Below are 14,383 nucleotides of genomic sequence, written 5' to 3'. Positions count from 1 at the left end.
ACCGATTATTCGTCGGTCTTCTTGATGCGGCGGATGACCTTCTTGGCCGGCGCTGCGCCTTCGCCGGCCGGTGCTGCGGCCTTGGTCGCGCGCTTCGGCGTGACGGCCTTGGCGGCTTTCGCGGCGGCGGCGGAGGCGGCGACGGCCTTCGGCACGGCAACCTTCACGCGGGCGCCGGTCGGGATCTTGGCGGCGGGCTTCTTGGCCGCGCCTTCGCCGGCGGTCTTCGAGGCGGCGGTCTTCGAGGCAGCGGTGGCGCGCTTGGCGGCCGGCTTGCGCTCGCTCACCGGCTTGGCTTCCGGCTGCTCCTGGTTGGCCGCCAGGTGCTTGCCCTTGGTCTTCGGCGCAGCGGCCGCTTCCTGGCCTTCCACGCTCGACTTGCGCTTGGCGGCGCCGAGCTTGACCGGCTTCTCGCCCCAGATTTCCTCGAGGCGGTAGTACTGGCGGATCGCCGGCTGCATGATGTGCACGATCATGTCGCCCAGGTCGACCAGCACCCATTCACCGGTGTCTTCACCTTCGAGGCCGACGACATCGCCGCCTGCTTCCTTGACCTTGTCGCGCACCGAGGCGGCCAGCGCCTTGGTCTGGCGATTCGACGTGCCCGACACGACTGCGATGCGGTCGAACAGGCTGGTCAGGTTCGTCGTGTCGAACAGGGCGATGTCCTGGCCTTTGACGTCTTCGAGGGCGTCGACGACGACCGCTTGCAGTTTCTTGATATCCATTAGCTCTTGTATAAGTTATGTTGTTGAATATAGTCTAGCACTTGCGGCGCAAGGAGCGCGCTTACCTTTGATGGCGCATTTTCCCTCAAAGCCGCACGTACTTCGGTGGCCGATATATCGACCGCCAGCGTGTGTGCCAGGCATACTTTTCCCGCCTTGCTTGCACGCACTTCCTCAGGCGTGGCAAGGCGCGGCGTCAATTCCCGCGCCACCGCGGGCGGCAGGGCGGCGGCGTCCAGTGCATAGCCGGGACGGGCGGCGACGCCGAAATTCGCCAGTGCGAACAGGTCCTTCCAGTCGATCCAGCTGTCCAGCTTCTGCAACTGGTCGGCGCCCATCAGGAACACGATCGAGGCATCGGGTCCGAGTTCGGCGCGCAGCTCGCGCAAGGTCTCGACCGTGTAGGTCGGGGTGTGGCGTTCGATCTCGCGGGTATCGACGGTTACGGGAAACGCGGCCCCGGCGAAAGCCAGCTCCAGCATCGCGACGCGGTCGGCATCGCTGGCCTGCAGGCCGGCCTTTTTTTGCCACGGCTGCCCGGCCGGCATGATGCGCAGTTCGTCGGGATGCAACTCGCGCGCAAACAGTTCGGCCAGGGCCACGTGGCCGTGATGCACCGGGTCGAAACTGCCTCCCAGCAGGGCGACGCAAATGGTCACGGAGCCAGCCAATCCCGGTGGACGAGGAAGTCACTATACAGCTTCGCCTCGGGGCTGCCCGCCTCGGGATGCCAGTCGTAGCGCCACTTCACGATCGGCGGCATCGACATCAGGATGGCTTCGGTGCGCCCGCCCGACTGCAGGCCGAACAAAGTGCCGCGGTCCCAGACCAGGTTGAACTCGACGTAGCGTCCGCGGCGGTAAGCCTGGAAGTCGCGTTCGCGTTCGCCGTAGGGCTGGTCCTTGCGCGCCTTCACCATCGGCAGGTAGGCGTCGAGGAAACCGTCGCCGACCTTCTGCAGCATCGCGAACGATGCGTCGAAGCCGAGTTCATTGAAGTCGTCGAAGAAGATGCCGCCGACGCCGCGCGGCTCCTTCCTGTGCTTCAGGTAGAAATAATCGTCGCACCAGCGCTTGAAACGCGGGTGCAGATCGTCGCCGAAGGGCTGCAATGCATCGCGGCAGACCTGGTGGAAACGGCGCGCGTCCGCTTCGTCGCCGTAGTAGGGCGTCAGGTCCATGCCGCCGCCGAACCACCACACCGGTTCCTTGCCCTCGGCGGTCGCCTCGAAGAAGCGCACGTTCATGTGCACGGTCGGGGCATAGGGGTTGCGCGGATGCAGCACCAGCGACACGCCCATCGCTTCCCAGGCGCGCCCCGCCAGCTCGGGCCGTGCGGCCATCGCCGACGGCGGCAGGCTGGCGCCGCGCACGTGCGAGAAATTCACGCCGCCGCGCTCGAACACATCGCCTTCTTCGATCAGCCGCGAAATCCCGCCGCCACCCTCGGCACGTTCCCAGGTATCGCGCAAAAACGGCTTGCCATCGACCTCCTCCAGCGCCCGCACGATGCGCGTCTGCAGGTCGAGCAGCCAGGCCTTGACGGCGTCAGGGTTTGGGGTGGACATGTGGGATGAGGTAGGTGAGCTGAAAAAAATGAACGGGGATTGTACACCACCGGCCCTTGCGCCGTCATTACCGGGCAGCTGAGCCGTCATTCCCGACTTCCCCGTCATTCCCGCGAAAGCGGGAATCCATGCTGAACTGATACTTAGCCAGCTTATTTCTTTGCCGTGCCTCAGCGGCACGTCGATCATCCTACCCGATCATGCTTCGTTGATATCTGGGGGCGAGGATGAATAAGTCGAGTTACGTATATATCTTGGCGAGCGGCCTGAACGGGACTTTGTACGTTGGTGTGACGAGCAACCTGATCAAGCGCGTTTGGCAGCATCGCGAAGGCCTGGCCGATGGCTTCTCAAAACAATACGGTGTCAAGAATCTGGTCTGGTATGAAGTGCATGCCGAAATTGCGGAAGCGATTCGCCGGGAAAAGCAAATCAAGAAGTGGGATCGGCGGTGGAAGCTTGAATTGATTCAGAAAAGCAATCCGCGGTGGCTTGATCTTTATGCCGATATCACGAGTTAGCACGCTCAGTATGGATTCCCGCCTTCGCGGGAATGACGTTGTAAGGCCGCGCGCCGTTGCAAACAAAAACGGGACGTCGCCCTCGGCCAACGTCCCGCTTTTATCAATCAAGCAGAAGAATTACTGCTTCAGGCCCCGCCAGCCGATATCGCGGCGGTACTGCGCACCGTTGAAGTGGATCTTCTCGACGGTGTCGTAAGCCTGCTTTTGCGCCATCTTGACGCTGTCGCCCAGGCCCACCACGCACAGCACGCGGCCGCCCGAGGTTTGCAGGGTGCCGCCGACGATGCGGGTGCCGGCGTGGAAGGTGACGCATTCCGGGGTCTCGGCCGGGATGCCGTCGATGATGTCGCCCTTGACCGGGTCGTCCGGATAACCGCCGGCCGCCATCACCACGCCCACCGCCGTGCGGCGGTCCCATTCCAGTTCCACCGTGTCGAGCGTGCCGTTGCAGGCGTGTTCGAGTACGGTCACGAAGTCGCTCTTCAGGCGCGCCATGATGGGCTGGGTTTCCGGGTCGCCCATGCGGCAGTTGAATTCCAGCGTCTTCGGGACACCGTTGGCGTCGATCATCAGGCCGGCGTACAGGAAGCCGGTGTAGGGGATGCCATCCTTGGCCATGCCCTGGATGGTCGGGTTGATGATCTCGCGCATCACGCGCGCGTGCATCGACGGCGTCACGATCGGCGCCGGCGAATAGGCGCCCATGCCGCCCGTGTTCGGGCCCTGGTCGCCATCCTTCAGGCGCTTGTGGTCCTGCGAGGTGGCCAGCGCCAGCACGTTCCTGCCGTCGCACATGACGATGAAGCTGGCTTCCTCGCCGGCCAGGAATTCCTCGATCACGATGCGCGCGCCGGCGTCGCCGAAGCGGTTGTCCGACAGCATGTGGTCGACCGCCTGGTGCGCTTCTTCCAGCGACATCGCGACCACCACGCCCTTGCCGGCCGCCAGGCCGTCGGCCTTGATGACGATCGGGGCGCCGTTGGCGTCGATGTAGGCGTGGGCCTGGGCAGCATCGGAGAAGGTCTGGTACTTCGCCGTCGGGATGCCGTGGCGCTCCATGAAGGCCTTGGCGAAATCCTTCGAGCTTTCCAGTTGGGCCGCTTCGCGGGTCGGGCCGAAGACCTTCAGGCCGCGGGCGCGGAAGATGTTGACGATGCCGGCCGCCAGCGGCGCTTCCGGTCCGACCAGGGTCAGGGAGACGTGCTCGGCGACCACGAAGTCGGCCAGCGCGCCTGGATCGGTGATGTCGATGTTGACCAGGCGCGGATCGCGCGCGGTGCCGCCGTTGCCCGGTGCGACATAGACCATCTGGACGCGGTCTGATTGGGCCAGTTTCCAGGCCAGGGCGTGTTCACGGCCACCAGAGCCGACTACCAGGATTTTCATGTGGGACCTTCTTTAAACTTACTCTTCGATGACGGCGTTCGTATACACTTCCTGCACGTCATCCAGGTTTTCCAGGGCGTCGAGCAGTTTCTGCATCTTCTGCGCGTCTTCGCCGGTGAACACGGTTTCCGTGTCCGGCTTCATGATGACTTCCGCCGAATCGGCCTTGAAGCCGGCCGACTCGAGCGCGTCCTTGACGCCGGCAAAGGCGTTCGGGTCGCACAGCACTTCGAAGCCGCCTTCATCGTCCGCGAGCACGTCGTCGGCGCCGGCTTCGAGTGCGGCTTCCATCAGCTTGTCTTCTTCGACGCCCGGCGCGAACAGGAACTGGCCGACGTGCTTGAACATGAAGGACACCGAACCTTCGGTACCCATATTGCCACCGAATTTGCTGAAGGCGTGGCGCACTTCGGCCACGGTACGCACGCGGTTGTCGGTCATGCAGTCGACGATGATCGCGGCGCCGCCGATGCCGTAGCCTTCGTAGCGGATTTCTTCGTAGTTCACGCCTTCCAGGCCGCCCGAGCCGCGCTGGATGGCGCGGGTGACGTTATCCTTCGGCATGTTCGCGTCGGCCGCCTTGTCGATGGCCAGGCGCAGGCGCGGGTTCGAATTCACGTCGCCGCCGCCCATGCGGGCCGCCACGGTGATTTCCTTGATCAGTCGAGTCCAGATCTTGCCGCGCTTGGCATCGGTAGCGGCTTTCTTATGCTTGATGTTGGCCCATTTGCTGTGTCCAGCCATGATGTCGAAATTCCCTTAGTAGGGGGCCTCGCCAAACCTGCTGCGCTGCCGCTCGCGACGGTTTTGCGAGGCCCCTGGATATAATGATCCTCGACATTTTAGCATAGGGGACTTACTCAAAAACTGTCAGGGAAACAACAGGGCGGTGCTCCAGGCCAGCAGTCCGAGCCCGGTCGCACAGGCCAGCAGGTGGCCGCCGGGAAGCAGTTTTTCGGCCAGGATCAGGGCGATCAGGCCGCAGATCACGGGCAGGTTCAGTACCCCGGCAGGCAGCACCAGGGCCATCAGCAGCCAGCAGCAGCCGGTGCAGTAGCGCGCATCGGTGACGCCCATCCGGAACGCGCCCCAGGCCCCGCGCCGCCAGTGGGTCAGGACGAAAGCCAGCGGCGTGCGGCAGTTGTCCAGGCAGACGTGCTTGACCGGCGTCCACTGGTAGACCCCGGCGGCCGCCAGCGCCAGCGCACCGGCGGTGGAATTGGAGATCGCCATGCTTTCGTCGAGCGCGCCGGCGTCGTGCAGGGCCCAGCCGGCCAGCGTGGCGGCCAGGGCGCAGCAGCACCACAGGAACAGGTAGCCGAGCATGAAGGCCAGCGTGCCGGGATAGACCCAGCGCTCGCGCCGCAGGCGCTTGACGCGCGCGTACAGCAGGACCGACGGCGCCGCCGCCGGCAGCAGCATGGCCGCGATCACGACCACCCAGAGCGCGAACAGCAGACCCAGGTCCCGGGCGTGGTAGGGAGCGGTCGCCTTGCCGGCCGCGCCGATGCCGAGCGGGGCCATGCGGCCAACGCGGACCAGCAGATAGGCCCAGCACAGCGCCGCGAGCACGCCCAGCAGCGTCAGGACGACGGTGCGTTCGGCGCCGCTGCGGCCGATGCCGCCCGCGTCGCTCATGGGGATGGTCTCCTTCGGTGAATCATCGGGCATCCTCGTGTGAAGTCGGTCAGCGGGAATTGGACCGCCACACCCTGCCGGCGTTCGCAGCCGTCCTCTGCCGGGATTCCGGATTCGATCTACAATCTTCCGATGAGTAAAATTGCAATCGACACTTCCGTTGCGCCGGCCCCACGTTCGGCACTGGTCGGCGGACTCGCCATCGCCATCGCCGGCGCCGTTCTGTTTTCCACCAAGGCCGTAGTCGCCAAACTGCTGTATCGCTACCACATCGATGCAGTCACCTTGATCGCCTTCAGGATGCTGTTCTCGCTGCCGGTATTTGCCGGCGTGGCGATCTGGAAGATGCGGACCCAGCCGCCGTTGTCCAGCACCGACCGCTGGCGCCTGGTGGGCCTGGGCCTGGTCGGCTACTACCTGTCCAGCTACCTCGACTTCCTGGGGCTGCAGTACATCTCGGTCGGGCTGGAGCGCCTGATCCTGTTCCTGACCCCGACCTTCGTGCTCCTGATTACCGCCGTGTTCCTGAAGCGCCGCATCGGCAAGGCGGAGTGGCTGGCGCTGGGCCTGTCCTACTGCGGCATCGTGCTGGTGTTCGTGCACGACCTGCGGGGCGGGGCCGGCAGCATCGTCACCGGTTCCCTGCTGGTGCTGGGCTCGGCGATGGCGTATGCGGCCTACCTGCTGGGCACCGGCGAGATGGTGCGGCGCATCGGTTCGCTGCGCCTGGTGGCCTACGCGATGTGCGTCTCGAGCGTGGCCTGCATCGCCCAGTTCTTCATCCTGCGCCCGGCCTCGATGCTGGTCCAGCCCTGGCAGGTCTACGGACTCTCGCTCGTGAACGGGATATTCTGTACCATCTTCCCGGTCTTCATGACCATGGTCGCGGTGCAGCGCATCGGCGCCGCGACCGCCTCGCAGGCCGGTATGATCGGCCCGGTGTCCACGCTGTTCCTGGGCTGGGCGCTGCTGGGCGAGCCGATCACGGCCGTGCAGATGGCCGGCACGGGCCTGGTGCTGGCGGGGATCTATATGCTGTCGCTGAAAAAAACTTAACGGGAAAAACATGAAACCACGCATCGCCCTGATTGCCCACGACAAGAAGAAAGACGACATGATCGCGCTCGCCGCCGAGTACCGGGACTTCCTGGGCCGCTGCACGCTGACCGCCACCGGCACCACCGGCGGCCGCCTGAACAACGAGCTCGGCCTCGACGTCACGCGCATGCACTCGGGCCCGCTGGGCGGCGACCTGCAGATCGGCGCCCACCTCGTCAACGGCGAGATCGATTGCGTGATCTTCCTGCGCGACCCCATGACCTCGCAGCCGCACGAGCCCGACATCAATGCCCTGGTGCGCGCCTGCGACGTCCATAACATCCCGTGCGCCACCAATGTGTCGAGCGCGCGCCTGGTCCTGACCCGCTTGATGGAACTGTCCTGACAAAAAGGAGAATGACAATGGCTAAAGCGATCCGTTATGCGCGCACCGGCGGTCCCGAGGTGCTGGAATACGTCGACGTCGAAGTGGGCGAGCCCGGTCCCGGCGAGGCGCGGGTGCGCAACCATGCGATCGGCCTGAACTTCATCGACGTCTACTTCCGCAACGGCCTGTATCCGGCGCCGCTGCCGGGCGGCCTGGGGCAGGAGGGCGCGGGCGTGGTCGAGGCGGTGGGGCCCGGCGTGACCCATGTGCGGCCCGGCGACCGGGTGGCCTATGCGGCGCGCCCGAACGGCGCCTACAGCGAGCTGCGCGTGATGCCGGCCGATATCCTGGTCAGGCTGCCGGACGAGATCGACTTCGAGACCGGCGCCGCGATGATGCTGCAGGGCCTGACCGTGCAGTACCTGTTCCGCCGCACCTATCCGCTGCAGGCCGGCGACACCATCCTGTTCCATGCCGCCGCCGGCGGCGTCGGCCTGATCGCCTGCCAGTGGGCGCGCGCACTCGGCGTGAACCTGATCGGCACGGTGGGGTCAAACGAGAAAGCGGAGTTGGCCAGGCAGCATGGCGCGGCGCACGTCATCAACTACAACACCGAGGATGTGGTGCAGCGCGTGCTCGAGATCACGAATGGAGCGAAGGTGCCGGTGGTCTACGACTCGGTCGGCAAGGACACCTTCAGCCGCTCGCTCGACTGCCTGCAGCCGCTGGGATTGATGGTCAGCTTCGGCAACTCGTCCGGCGCGGTGCCGCCGTTCGCGCTGTCCGAGCTGGTGTCGCGCGGCTCGCTCTACATCACGCGGCCGACGCTGCAGACCTATGCGGCCAAACGGGAAGACCTCGAGTCAATGGCGGCCGACCTGTTCCAGATGGTCACCAGCGGCAAGATCAAGATCGAGATCCACCAGCGCTTCCCGCTGGCGGACGCAGCCCAGGCCCATATCGCGCTGGAATCGCGGCGCACCACCGGCAAGACCATCCTTCTGCCATGACAGCCATGAGAGAGTTCAGCGACGACAACGATCCGGGCGGCGATCCGGCCCCGATCGAGCAGGACACCCCCCACTTCGGCCGCCTGCTGGTGGTGCTGGCGCTGGCGATTTTGCTGATTGTGGCGATTACGTTGGCGTCGGAGGCGTATCTGGCTTGAATACCACGTCGTCCCCGCGTAGGCGGGAACGACGGTCAGGGTCGAACGGTCAGCCCTTCTGCTCCTGCTTCAGCTCGATCACCCGCGCCCCGCCGTTCGGTCCCGGGAAGCCTTCGAAGGCGCTCTGCACCAGGGCCGGCATCACGGCCGGGGTCGACATGGTCTTGCTGACGTTGCGCACCGTGACGTCGAACAGGCGCTTGTGGTCGGCCGCCGAGGAGATCGAGATCTGCACCTGGCGGTGGTAGCGGTGCTCTTCCTCCACATCGTAGCGCGGCACCGGACCCCAGAACGGATCGTAGAAGGGGTTGTACCAGCCGCCGCCCCAGTAGCGGCGCCGGAAGCCGCCGTAGCCGAAGCGCGCCGAGTAGGGATAGAAGGGCGCCATCGACGGGTACAGGACCTGGGTCGGCACGTCGACCGTGGTGAAGCGCACCGCCACCTTCAGGGCCGGCGACTGCGGCGCTTCATGGAAGCCCATGCGCGCCAGCTGGCCGCGCACCAGGTTTTCGTAATTCTGCAGCTCGAGGGTATCGTCCTGCGGGGCCGGGGCCTCGAAGGCATAGCTCTTGTCGGCCATCTGGGCCGGCCACTGGTGGAAGGTGGTGACATCGCTGCGGATCGTGGTCGCGCAGCCGCCGAGCAGCAGGGTCAGCGACGCTACCGCGGCGATCATAGTGCGTTTCATGATGTGCTCCATGGACTGGTCTTTCGTGCTGTCGGAATTCTTCAGGGATATAGCTTACCCGCGATGTTCAATTTTCGCTGCAACATTTACTAGAGGTTACGACATGTACAGTGCGATACATCGGCATCGAAACCGAACATCGAATCGAAGCGCGCCGCTGCTATTGGTAAAATAAGCATTCATTCCACCATCGTTTGCGGACCCCAACCATGCGCACCGATACGCCCCAGACCATCTATCGTAAGGACTACACGGCCCCCGGCTACCTGGTCGACACTGTCGAACTCGGCTTCGACCTCGACCCGGCCCGTACCATCGTCGCCAACCGCCTGACCCTGCGCCGCAACCCGGACAGCAGCCGGCGCGACATCGAACTGGTCGGCGAGGATATTCAGCTGGTAGCGATCCGCCTGAATGGCCAGACCCTCGGCGAGGGCGCCTACGCGATCGATGGCACGGTGCTGCGCATCACGGATGCGCCGGATACCGTCACGCTGGAAATCGAGACGATTTGCGTTCCTGAGAGCAATACCACGCTCAGCGGCCTCTACGTCTCGAACGGCAATTTCTACACCCAGTGCGAGGCCGAGGGCTTCCGCCGCATCACCTATTTCCCGGACCGTCCGGACGTGATGGCGAAGTACACCGTGATGCTGCGCGCCGACAAGGACAAGTATCCGGTGCTGCTCTCGAACGGCAACCTGGTCGAGGAGGGCGATCTGCCCGACGGCCGCCACTACGCCCTGTGGGAAGACCCGTTCAAGAAGCCGTCCTACCTGTTCGCCCTGGTGGCGGCGCGCCTGGTTTGCCAGGAAGAGCAATTCCCGCTGAAGGACGGCCGCACGGCCCTGCTGCAGGTCTGGGTCGAAGACGGCAACCTCGACAAGACCGACTACGCGATGCAGTCGCTCAAGCACAGCATCCGCTGGGATGAAGAGCGCTGGGACCTCGAGCTCGACCTCGACCGCTTCATGATCGTCGCCGTCGGCGACTTCAACATGGGCGCGATGGAGAACAAGGGCCTGAACATCTTCAACACCAAGTTCGTGCTGGCGAATCCGCGCGTCGCCACCGACATCGACTTCCAGGGCATCGAGGCGGTGGTCGGCCACGAATACTTCCACAACTGGACCGGCAACCGCGTCACCTGCCGCGACTGGTTCCAACTGTCGCTGAAGGAAGGCCTGACCGTGTTCCGCGACCAGGAATTCTCGGCCGACATGATCGGCACCGATACCGGCCGCGCCGTGACCCGCATCGACCAGGTGCGCACCCTGCGCCAGGCCCAGTTCCCGGAAGACGCCGGCCCGATGGCCCACCCGGTGCGCCCCGACTCCTTCGTCGAGATCAATAACTTCTACACCGTCACCGTGTACGAGAAGGGCGCCGAAGTGGTCCGCATGTATCAAACCCTGCTGGGCCGCGAAGGCTTCCGCAAGGGCATGGACCTGTACTTCGCCCGCCATGACGGCCAGGCCGTCACCTGCGACGATTTCCGCATGGCGATGGCCGACGCCGGCGGCCGCGACCTGACCCAGTTCGAGCGCTGGTACAGCCAGGCCGGTACCCCCATCGTGCAGGCCGAGACCCGCTATGACAAGGCGGCCCGCACCTACACGCTGCGTCTGACGCAATCCTGCCCGGCGACCCCGGGCCAGCCGGAAAAGCTGCCTTTCCACATTCCGGTGGCCGTCGGCCTGCTGGGCAAGAGCGGCACCGACCTGCTGCTGATTATCGATGGCCAGCGGAAGGGCACGACGGCCGTGCTGGAACTGACGGAAGCCGACCAGACCTTCGTCTTCACCGACGTGCTCGAACAGCCGACGCCGTCGATCCTGCGCGACTTCTCCGCGCCCGTGATCCTGCGGTACGGCTACAGCGACGCCGAGCTGGTCCACCTGTTCAGCCACGACAGCGACCCGGTCAACCGCTGGGAAGCCGGCCAGCGCCTGGCGATGGGCCGCCTGCTCAAGCTGACCGCCATGGCCGGCGCAAACGGCGGCGCCGATGGCCTCGACCTGGACGACGTCTTCGTCGAAGCGATGCGCAAGATGCTGGCCGACGAAAGCCTCGATCCGGCCTTCCGCGAGCAGGCCCTGCTGCTGCCTTCGGAAACCATGATCGCCGACCAGCTGGACGCGGTCGATCCGCTGGCCATCCATACCGCGCGCCAGTTCGTGCGCGCCGACATCGGCGTCCGCCTGCGCAGCGAGCTGCTGGCCCAGTACCAGGCCAACCAGACGCCGGGCGAGTACAGCCCGGACGCCGCCTCGGTCGGCAAGCGTTCGCTGAAGAACCTGTGCCTGTCCTACCTGTGCGCGGCCCCGGACGAGGAGTCGATCGCCCTGGCCCAGCGCCAGTTCGACGAGGCGTCCAACATGACCGACCGCGTCGCCGCCCTGGGCGCGCTGGTGCATGCGCGCGCCCCTGGCGCCCGGGACGCGCTGCAGCGCTTCTACGACGAGTTCCAGAACGAGGCCCTGGTGGTCGACAAGTGGTTCATGATGCAGGCGACCGCCTCGACCACCGACCTGGCCACCGTGCGCGAACTGATGCGGCACCCGGCCTTCACGCTGCGCAACCCGAACCGTGCACGCAGCCTGGTGGCCGCCTTCTGCGTCAACAACCCGGTGCAGTTCCACGCCCCGGACGGCAGCGGCTACGCCTTCTGGGCCGAGCAGGTGATCGCGCTCGACGCCCTGAACCCGCAGGTCGCCAGCCGCCTGGCGCGCGCGATGGACCGCTGGCGCCGCTACCTGCCGGCGCTGCAGGCCCACATGAAGAAGGCGCTGCAGCAGGTCGCCGGTCAGGCCAAGCTGTCGAACGACGTAAGAGAAGTGGTGAGTAAAGCCCTCGCCAATTAAGTCAAACAACCGTAGGGTGGGCACGATGTGCCCACGCGTGACGCCTGCATAATGTTGGCTGCAACGGAATCTAAAACAAACCAAAGGAAGTCCATGAAACGTGTCAGCCTGACCCAATACCTGGTTGAGGAGCAGCGCCTCCACAACAACATCCCGGCGTCGCTGCGCCTCCTGATCGAAGTGGTGGCGCGCGCCTGCAAGACCATCAGCCACTCGGTCGGCAAGGGCGCCCTCGGCGATATCCTGGGCAGCGCCAACACCGAGAACATCCAGGGCGAAGTGCAGAAGAAGCTCGACGTGATCTCGAACGAAATCCTGCTCGAAGCCAACGAGTGGGGCGGCCACCTGGCGGCCATGGCCTCGGAAGAGATGGAATCGATCCACCCGATCCCGAACCGCTATCCGATGGGCGAATACATGCTGCTGTTCGATCCGCTGGACGGCTCCTCGAACATCGACGTCAACGTCTCGATCGGCACCATCTTCTCGGTGCTGAAGGCGCCGGAAGGCATGAGCGCCCCGACCGAAGCCGACTTCATGCAGCCGGGCAGCAAGCAGGTGGCGGCCGGCTATGCGGTCTACGGCCCGCAGACCATGCTGGTGCTGACCACCGGCGACGGCGTCAACTGTTTCACCCTCGACCGCGAGATGGGCTCCTGGGTCCTGACCCAGAAGGACATGCAGATCCCGGAAGAGACCAAGGAATTCGCGATCAATATGTCGAACCAGCGCCACTGGCATCCGCCGGTGCAGCGCTACGTCGATGAAATGCTGGCCGGCAAAACCGGCCCGCGCGGCAAGGACTTCAACATGCGCTGGATCGCCTCGATGGTGGCCGACGTGCACCGCATCCTGAACCGCGGCGGCATCTTCATGTACCCGGCCGACCTGCGCGATCCGTCCCAGCCGGGCAAGCTGCGCCTGATGTACGAAGCCAATCCGATGGCCTTCATCGTCGAGCAGGCCGGCGGCGCCGCCACCGACGGCCGCCAGCGCATCCTCGACATTCCGCCGACCAAGCTGCACCAGCGCGTGCCGGTCTTCCTTGGCTCGAAGAGCGAGGTGGAGCGCGTGACGAGCTACCATCAGGCGTGATTTGGCAGATGACACGCAAAATTGCCGAGTCGGACTAGCAAGTTTGCGTAGTTGTTTGTTAGAATACGAATCCCCGCCGCTGTAGCTCAGTCGGTAGAGCAGCGCATTCGTAATGCGAAGGTCACCAGTTCGATTCCGGTCAGCGGCACCAGTTTGGTTTTAGCGAAAAAGGCATCCTCATGGATGCCTTTTTGCTTTCTGCGGCGCCTTTTCCCACCATCCTACGGCTCTGTTAGTCAGCGCACAGTCCCCGTCTACTAAAAGTTATAACTTTTCTATCGCGACGCCGCGTACCGGTGTCGAACCGGCATCGCGGCACATCCAGCGAAGCGCGAGATGGATCATCCCCATGCGCGGAACTCCTGAAAGTGTTCAGTGTCAATGTGTTGATGGTCGAATATCGGTCTACTCCGCGTTGGTCATAATTTTTACAAGGAATTCATCATGGATAATCAGAAGCCCAACGAAGCAAAAGGCAGCAATGCAGGTAACCAGGGCAGCTCGAACAACTCGAGCAGCTCGAACAGCTCGGGCAGCCTGAACAAGAGCAGCCAGCTGAATCAAGGCAAGGACCAGGCCGGTTCGACCGGATCGAGCACCGGCGGCGCCACCGCGTCGAGCACCGGCGCCGTGGGCGGCACCAGCAACGCCGGTTCGTCGCCGTCCTCGTCCTCGTCGTCCTCGTCGCAGGGCGTGGGCTCGATGGGTGCGATGAGCGCCAGCGGCTCGACCGCCAGCGGCACCAACAGCGCAAGCAGCGGCTCGACCGGCTCGTCCAACCTCAACCGCGGCGGCTCCAGCATGGGCTCCACCGGTTCGTCGGGCAGCAGCCAGAGCGGCATGGGCGCCAGCGCCGGCACCGGCTCGGGCACCGGCGGCGACATGAAGGACATGGCCAACAAGGCCCAGGGCATGGCCGATCAGAAGGCGCAGGACCTGCACGCGAAGATCGACCAGGCCGCCGACGCCGCCAAGCCGATGGTCGACAAGGCCGTCAACAGCGTGCAGCCGGTGGTCGACCGCCTGGCCACCACCGCCCACGCCGGCGTGGACAAGCTGCAGGGCATGCTGTCGGGCACCGGCGCCAGCCTGGGCCAGCGCAAGGAGCAGCTGACCGATGCCTACGGCCAATACATGGACCAGGGCCGTGAGTATGTGCGCCAGAATCCGGAAAAGGCGATCGCGATTGCCGCCGGCGTCGGCTTCCTGCTGGCCAAGCTGCTGGGTGGCAGCCGCCGCGACTATTAATTAGCTAGCCGTAAGACCGTCGCCCCCGCGCAGGCGGGTCCCAAGTTTTCT

General features: G+C 64.8%; 15 protein-coding genes and 1 tRNA gene. 9 read left to right on the top strand and 7 right to left on the bottom strand.

Features of this window, described 5'->3' with window-relative positions; genetic code table 11:
* Positions 1-5: 5 nt before the first annotated feature.
* The 3 genes from rsfS to hemF are packed head-to-tail and all read right to left on the bottom strand — an operon-like array spanning position 6 to position 2,295.
* Positions 6-728 carry a ribosome silencing factor gene (gene rsfS / locus AM586_RS10930; protein WP_047821918.1) on the bottom strand — a complete coding sequence of 241 codons (723 nt, stop codon included), beginning with the start codon at positions 726-728 and terminating at the stop codon, positions 6-8.
* The gene (locus tag AM586_RS10925; protein ID WP_047821920.1) at positions 728-1,387 is read right to left on the bottom strand and encodes a nicotinate-nucleotide adenylyltransferase; all 660 of its coding nucleotides are present in this window, start codon (positions 1,385-1,387) and stop codon (positions 728-730) included. The genes rsfS and AM586_RS10925 overlap by 1 nt, the downstream gene beginning before the upstream one ends.
* Positions 1,384-2,295: an oxygen-dependent coproporphyrinogen oxidase gene (gene hemF, locus AM586_RS10920; protein ID WP_047821922.1), complete on the bottom strand. Its 912-nt coding sequence runs from the start codon at positions 2,293-2,295 to the stop codon at positions 1,384-1,386. Before hemF ends, AM586_RS10925 begins: the two co-directional genes overlap by 4 nt.
* 227 nt (positions 2,296-2,522) lie before the next feature.
* Between hemF and AM586_RS10915 the strand changes: the two genes are divergently transcribed.
* Positions 2,523-2,816, top strand: coding sequence for a GIY-YIG nuclease family protein (locus tag AM586_RS10915; RefSeq protein ID WP_047821924.1), 294 nt, complete (start codon positions 2,523-2,525; stop codon positions 2,814-2,816).
* Between the two features lie 120 nt (positions 2,817-2,936).
* On the opposite strand, the gene purD is transcribed toward AM586_RS10915, so the two are convergent.
* The 3 genes from purD to AM586_RS10900 form a co-directional block, all read right to left on the bottom strand.
* Positions 2,937-4,205, bottom strand: coding sequence for a phosphoribosylamine--glycine ligase (purD, locus tag AM586_RS10910; protein WP_047821927.1), 1,269 nt, complete (start codon positions 4,203-4,205; stop codon positions 2,937-2,939).
* A gap of 18 nt (positions 4,206-4,223) precedes the next feature.
* Positions 4,224-4,949 carry a YebC/PmpR family DNA-binding transcriptional regulator gene (locus AM586_RS10905; protein ID WP_047821929.1) on the bottom strand — a complete coding sequence of 242 codons (726 nt, stop codon included), beginning with the start codon at positions 4,947-4,949 and terminating at the stop codon, positions 4,224-4,226.
* 126 nt (positions 4,950-5,075) lie between these two features.
* Positions 5,076-5,843: a DUF2182 domain-containing protein gene (locus tag AM586_RS10900; protein ID WP_047821931.1), complete on the bottom strand. Its 768-nt coding sequence runs from the start codon at positions 5,841-5,843 to the stop codon at positions 5,076-5,078.
* Positions 5,844-5,975: 132 nt separating this feature from the next.
* Here AM586_RS10900 and AM586_RS10895 point away from each other — a divergent pair, with 132 nt between their 5' ends.
* From AM586_RS10895 to AM586_RS28575, 4 genes are read left to right on the top strand one after another with little or no spacing between them, the layout of a single operon-like run.
* The gene (locus AM586_RS10895; protein WP_047821933.1) at positions 5,976-6,899 is read left to right on the top strand and encodes a DMT family transporter; all 924 of its coding nucleotides are present in this window, start codon (positions 5,976-5,978) and stop codon (positions 6,897-6,899) included.
* A gap of 10 nt (positions 6,900-6,909) precedes the next feature.
* Positions 6,910-7,287, top strand: coding sequence for a methylglyoxal synthase (locus AM586_RS10890; protein WP_047821935.1), 378 nt, complete (start codon positions 6,910-6,912; stop codon positions 7,285-7,287).
* A gap of 17 nt (positions 7,288-7,304) precedes the next feature.
* The gene (locus tag AM586_RS10885) at positions 7,305-8,279 is read left to right on the top strand and encodes a quinone oxidoreductase (protein WP_047821937.1); all 975 of its coding nucleotides are present in this window, start codon (positions 7,305-7,307) and stop codon (positions 8,277-8,279) included.
* A 5-nt stretch (positions 8,280-8,284) separates the two neighbouring features.
* Entirely contained in the window at positions 8,285-8,437 is a 153-nt protein-coding gene (locus AM586_RS28575; protein ID WP_197416363.1) for a hypothetical protein, read from the top strand.
* Positions 8,438-8,486: 49 nt separating this feature from the next.
* Here the strand turns inward: AM586_RS28575 and AM586_RS10880 are convergent, their stop codons facing one another.
* Positions 8,487-9,125, bottom strand: a complete 639-nt coding sequence (locus tag AM586_RS10880) for a DUF4136 domain-containing protein (protein ID WP_047822121.1) — start codon at positions 9,123-9,125, stop codon at positions 8,487-8,489.
* 209 nt (positions 9,126-9,334) lie between these two features.
* On the opposite strand from AM586_RS10880, the gene pepN reads away from it, so the two are divergent.
* The 4 genes from pepN to AM586_RS10860 all read left to right on the top strand — a co-directional run bounded on the left by pepN (position 9,335) and on the right by AM586_RS10860 (position 14,332).
* Positions 9,335-11,989 (top strand): aminopeptidase N, encoded by a 2,655-nt coding sequence (gene pepN, locus AM586_RS10875; protein ID WP_047821939.1) that lies wholly within the window; start codon positions 9,335-9,337, stop codon positions 11,987-11,989.
* Positions 11,990-12,082: 93 nt separating this feature from the next.
* Positions 12,083-13,084, top strand: a complete 1,002-nt coding sequence (locus AM586_RS10870; RefSeq protein ID WP_047821941.1) for a class 1 fructose-bisphosphatase — start codon at positions 12,083-12,085, stop codon at positions 13,082-13,084.
* 75 nt (positions 13,085-13,159) lie between these two features.
* Positions 13,160-13,235 (top strand) — tRNA-Thr (locus AM586_RS10865).
* A gap of 293 nt (positions 13,236-13,528) precedes the next feature.
* A complete protein-coding gene (locus AM586_RS10860) occupies positions 13,529-14,332 on the top strand; it encodes a YqjD family protein (protein ID WP_047821943.1) in 804 nt (267 codons plus the stop codon).
* Positions 14,333-14,383 lie beyond the last annotated feature (51 nt).

This window comes from Massilia sp. WG5 (assembly GCF_001412595.2).
Lineage (GTDB): Bacteria > Pseudomonadota > Gammaproteobacteria > Burkholderiales > Burkholderiaceae_D > Telluria.
Note: the sequence above shows the minus strand (reverse complement) of the source record. Positions and strands in the feature narration are given on the sequence as shown.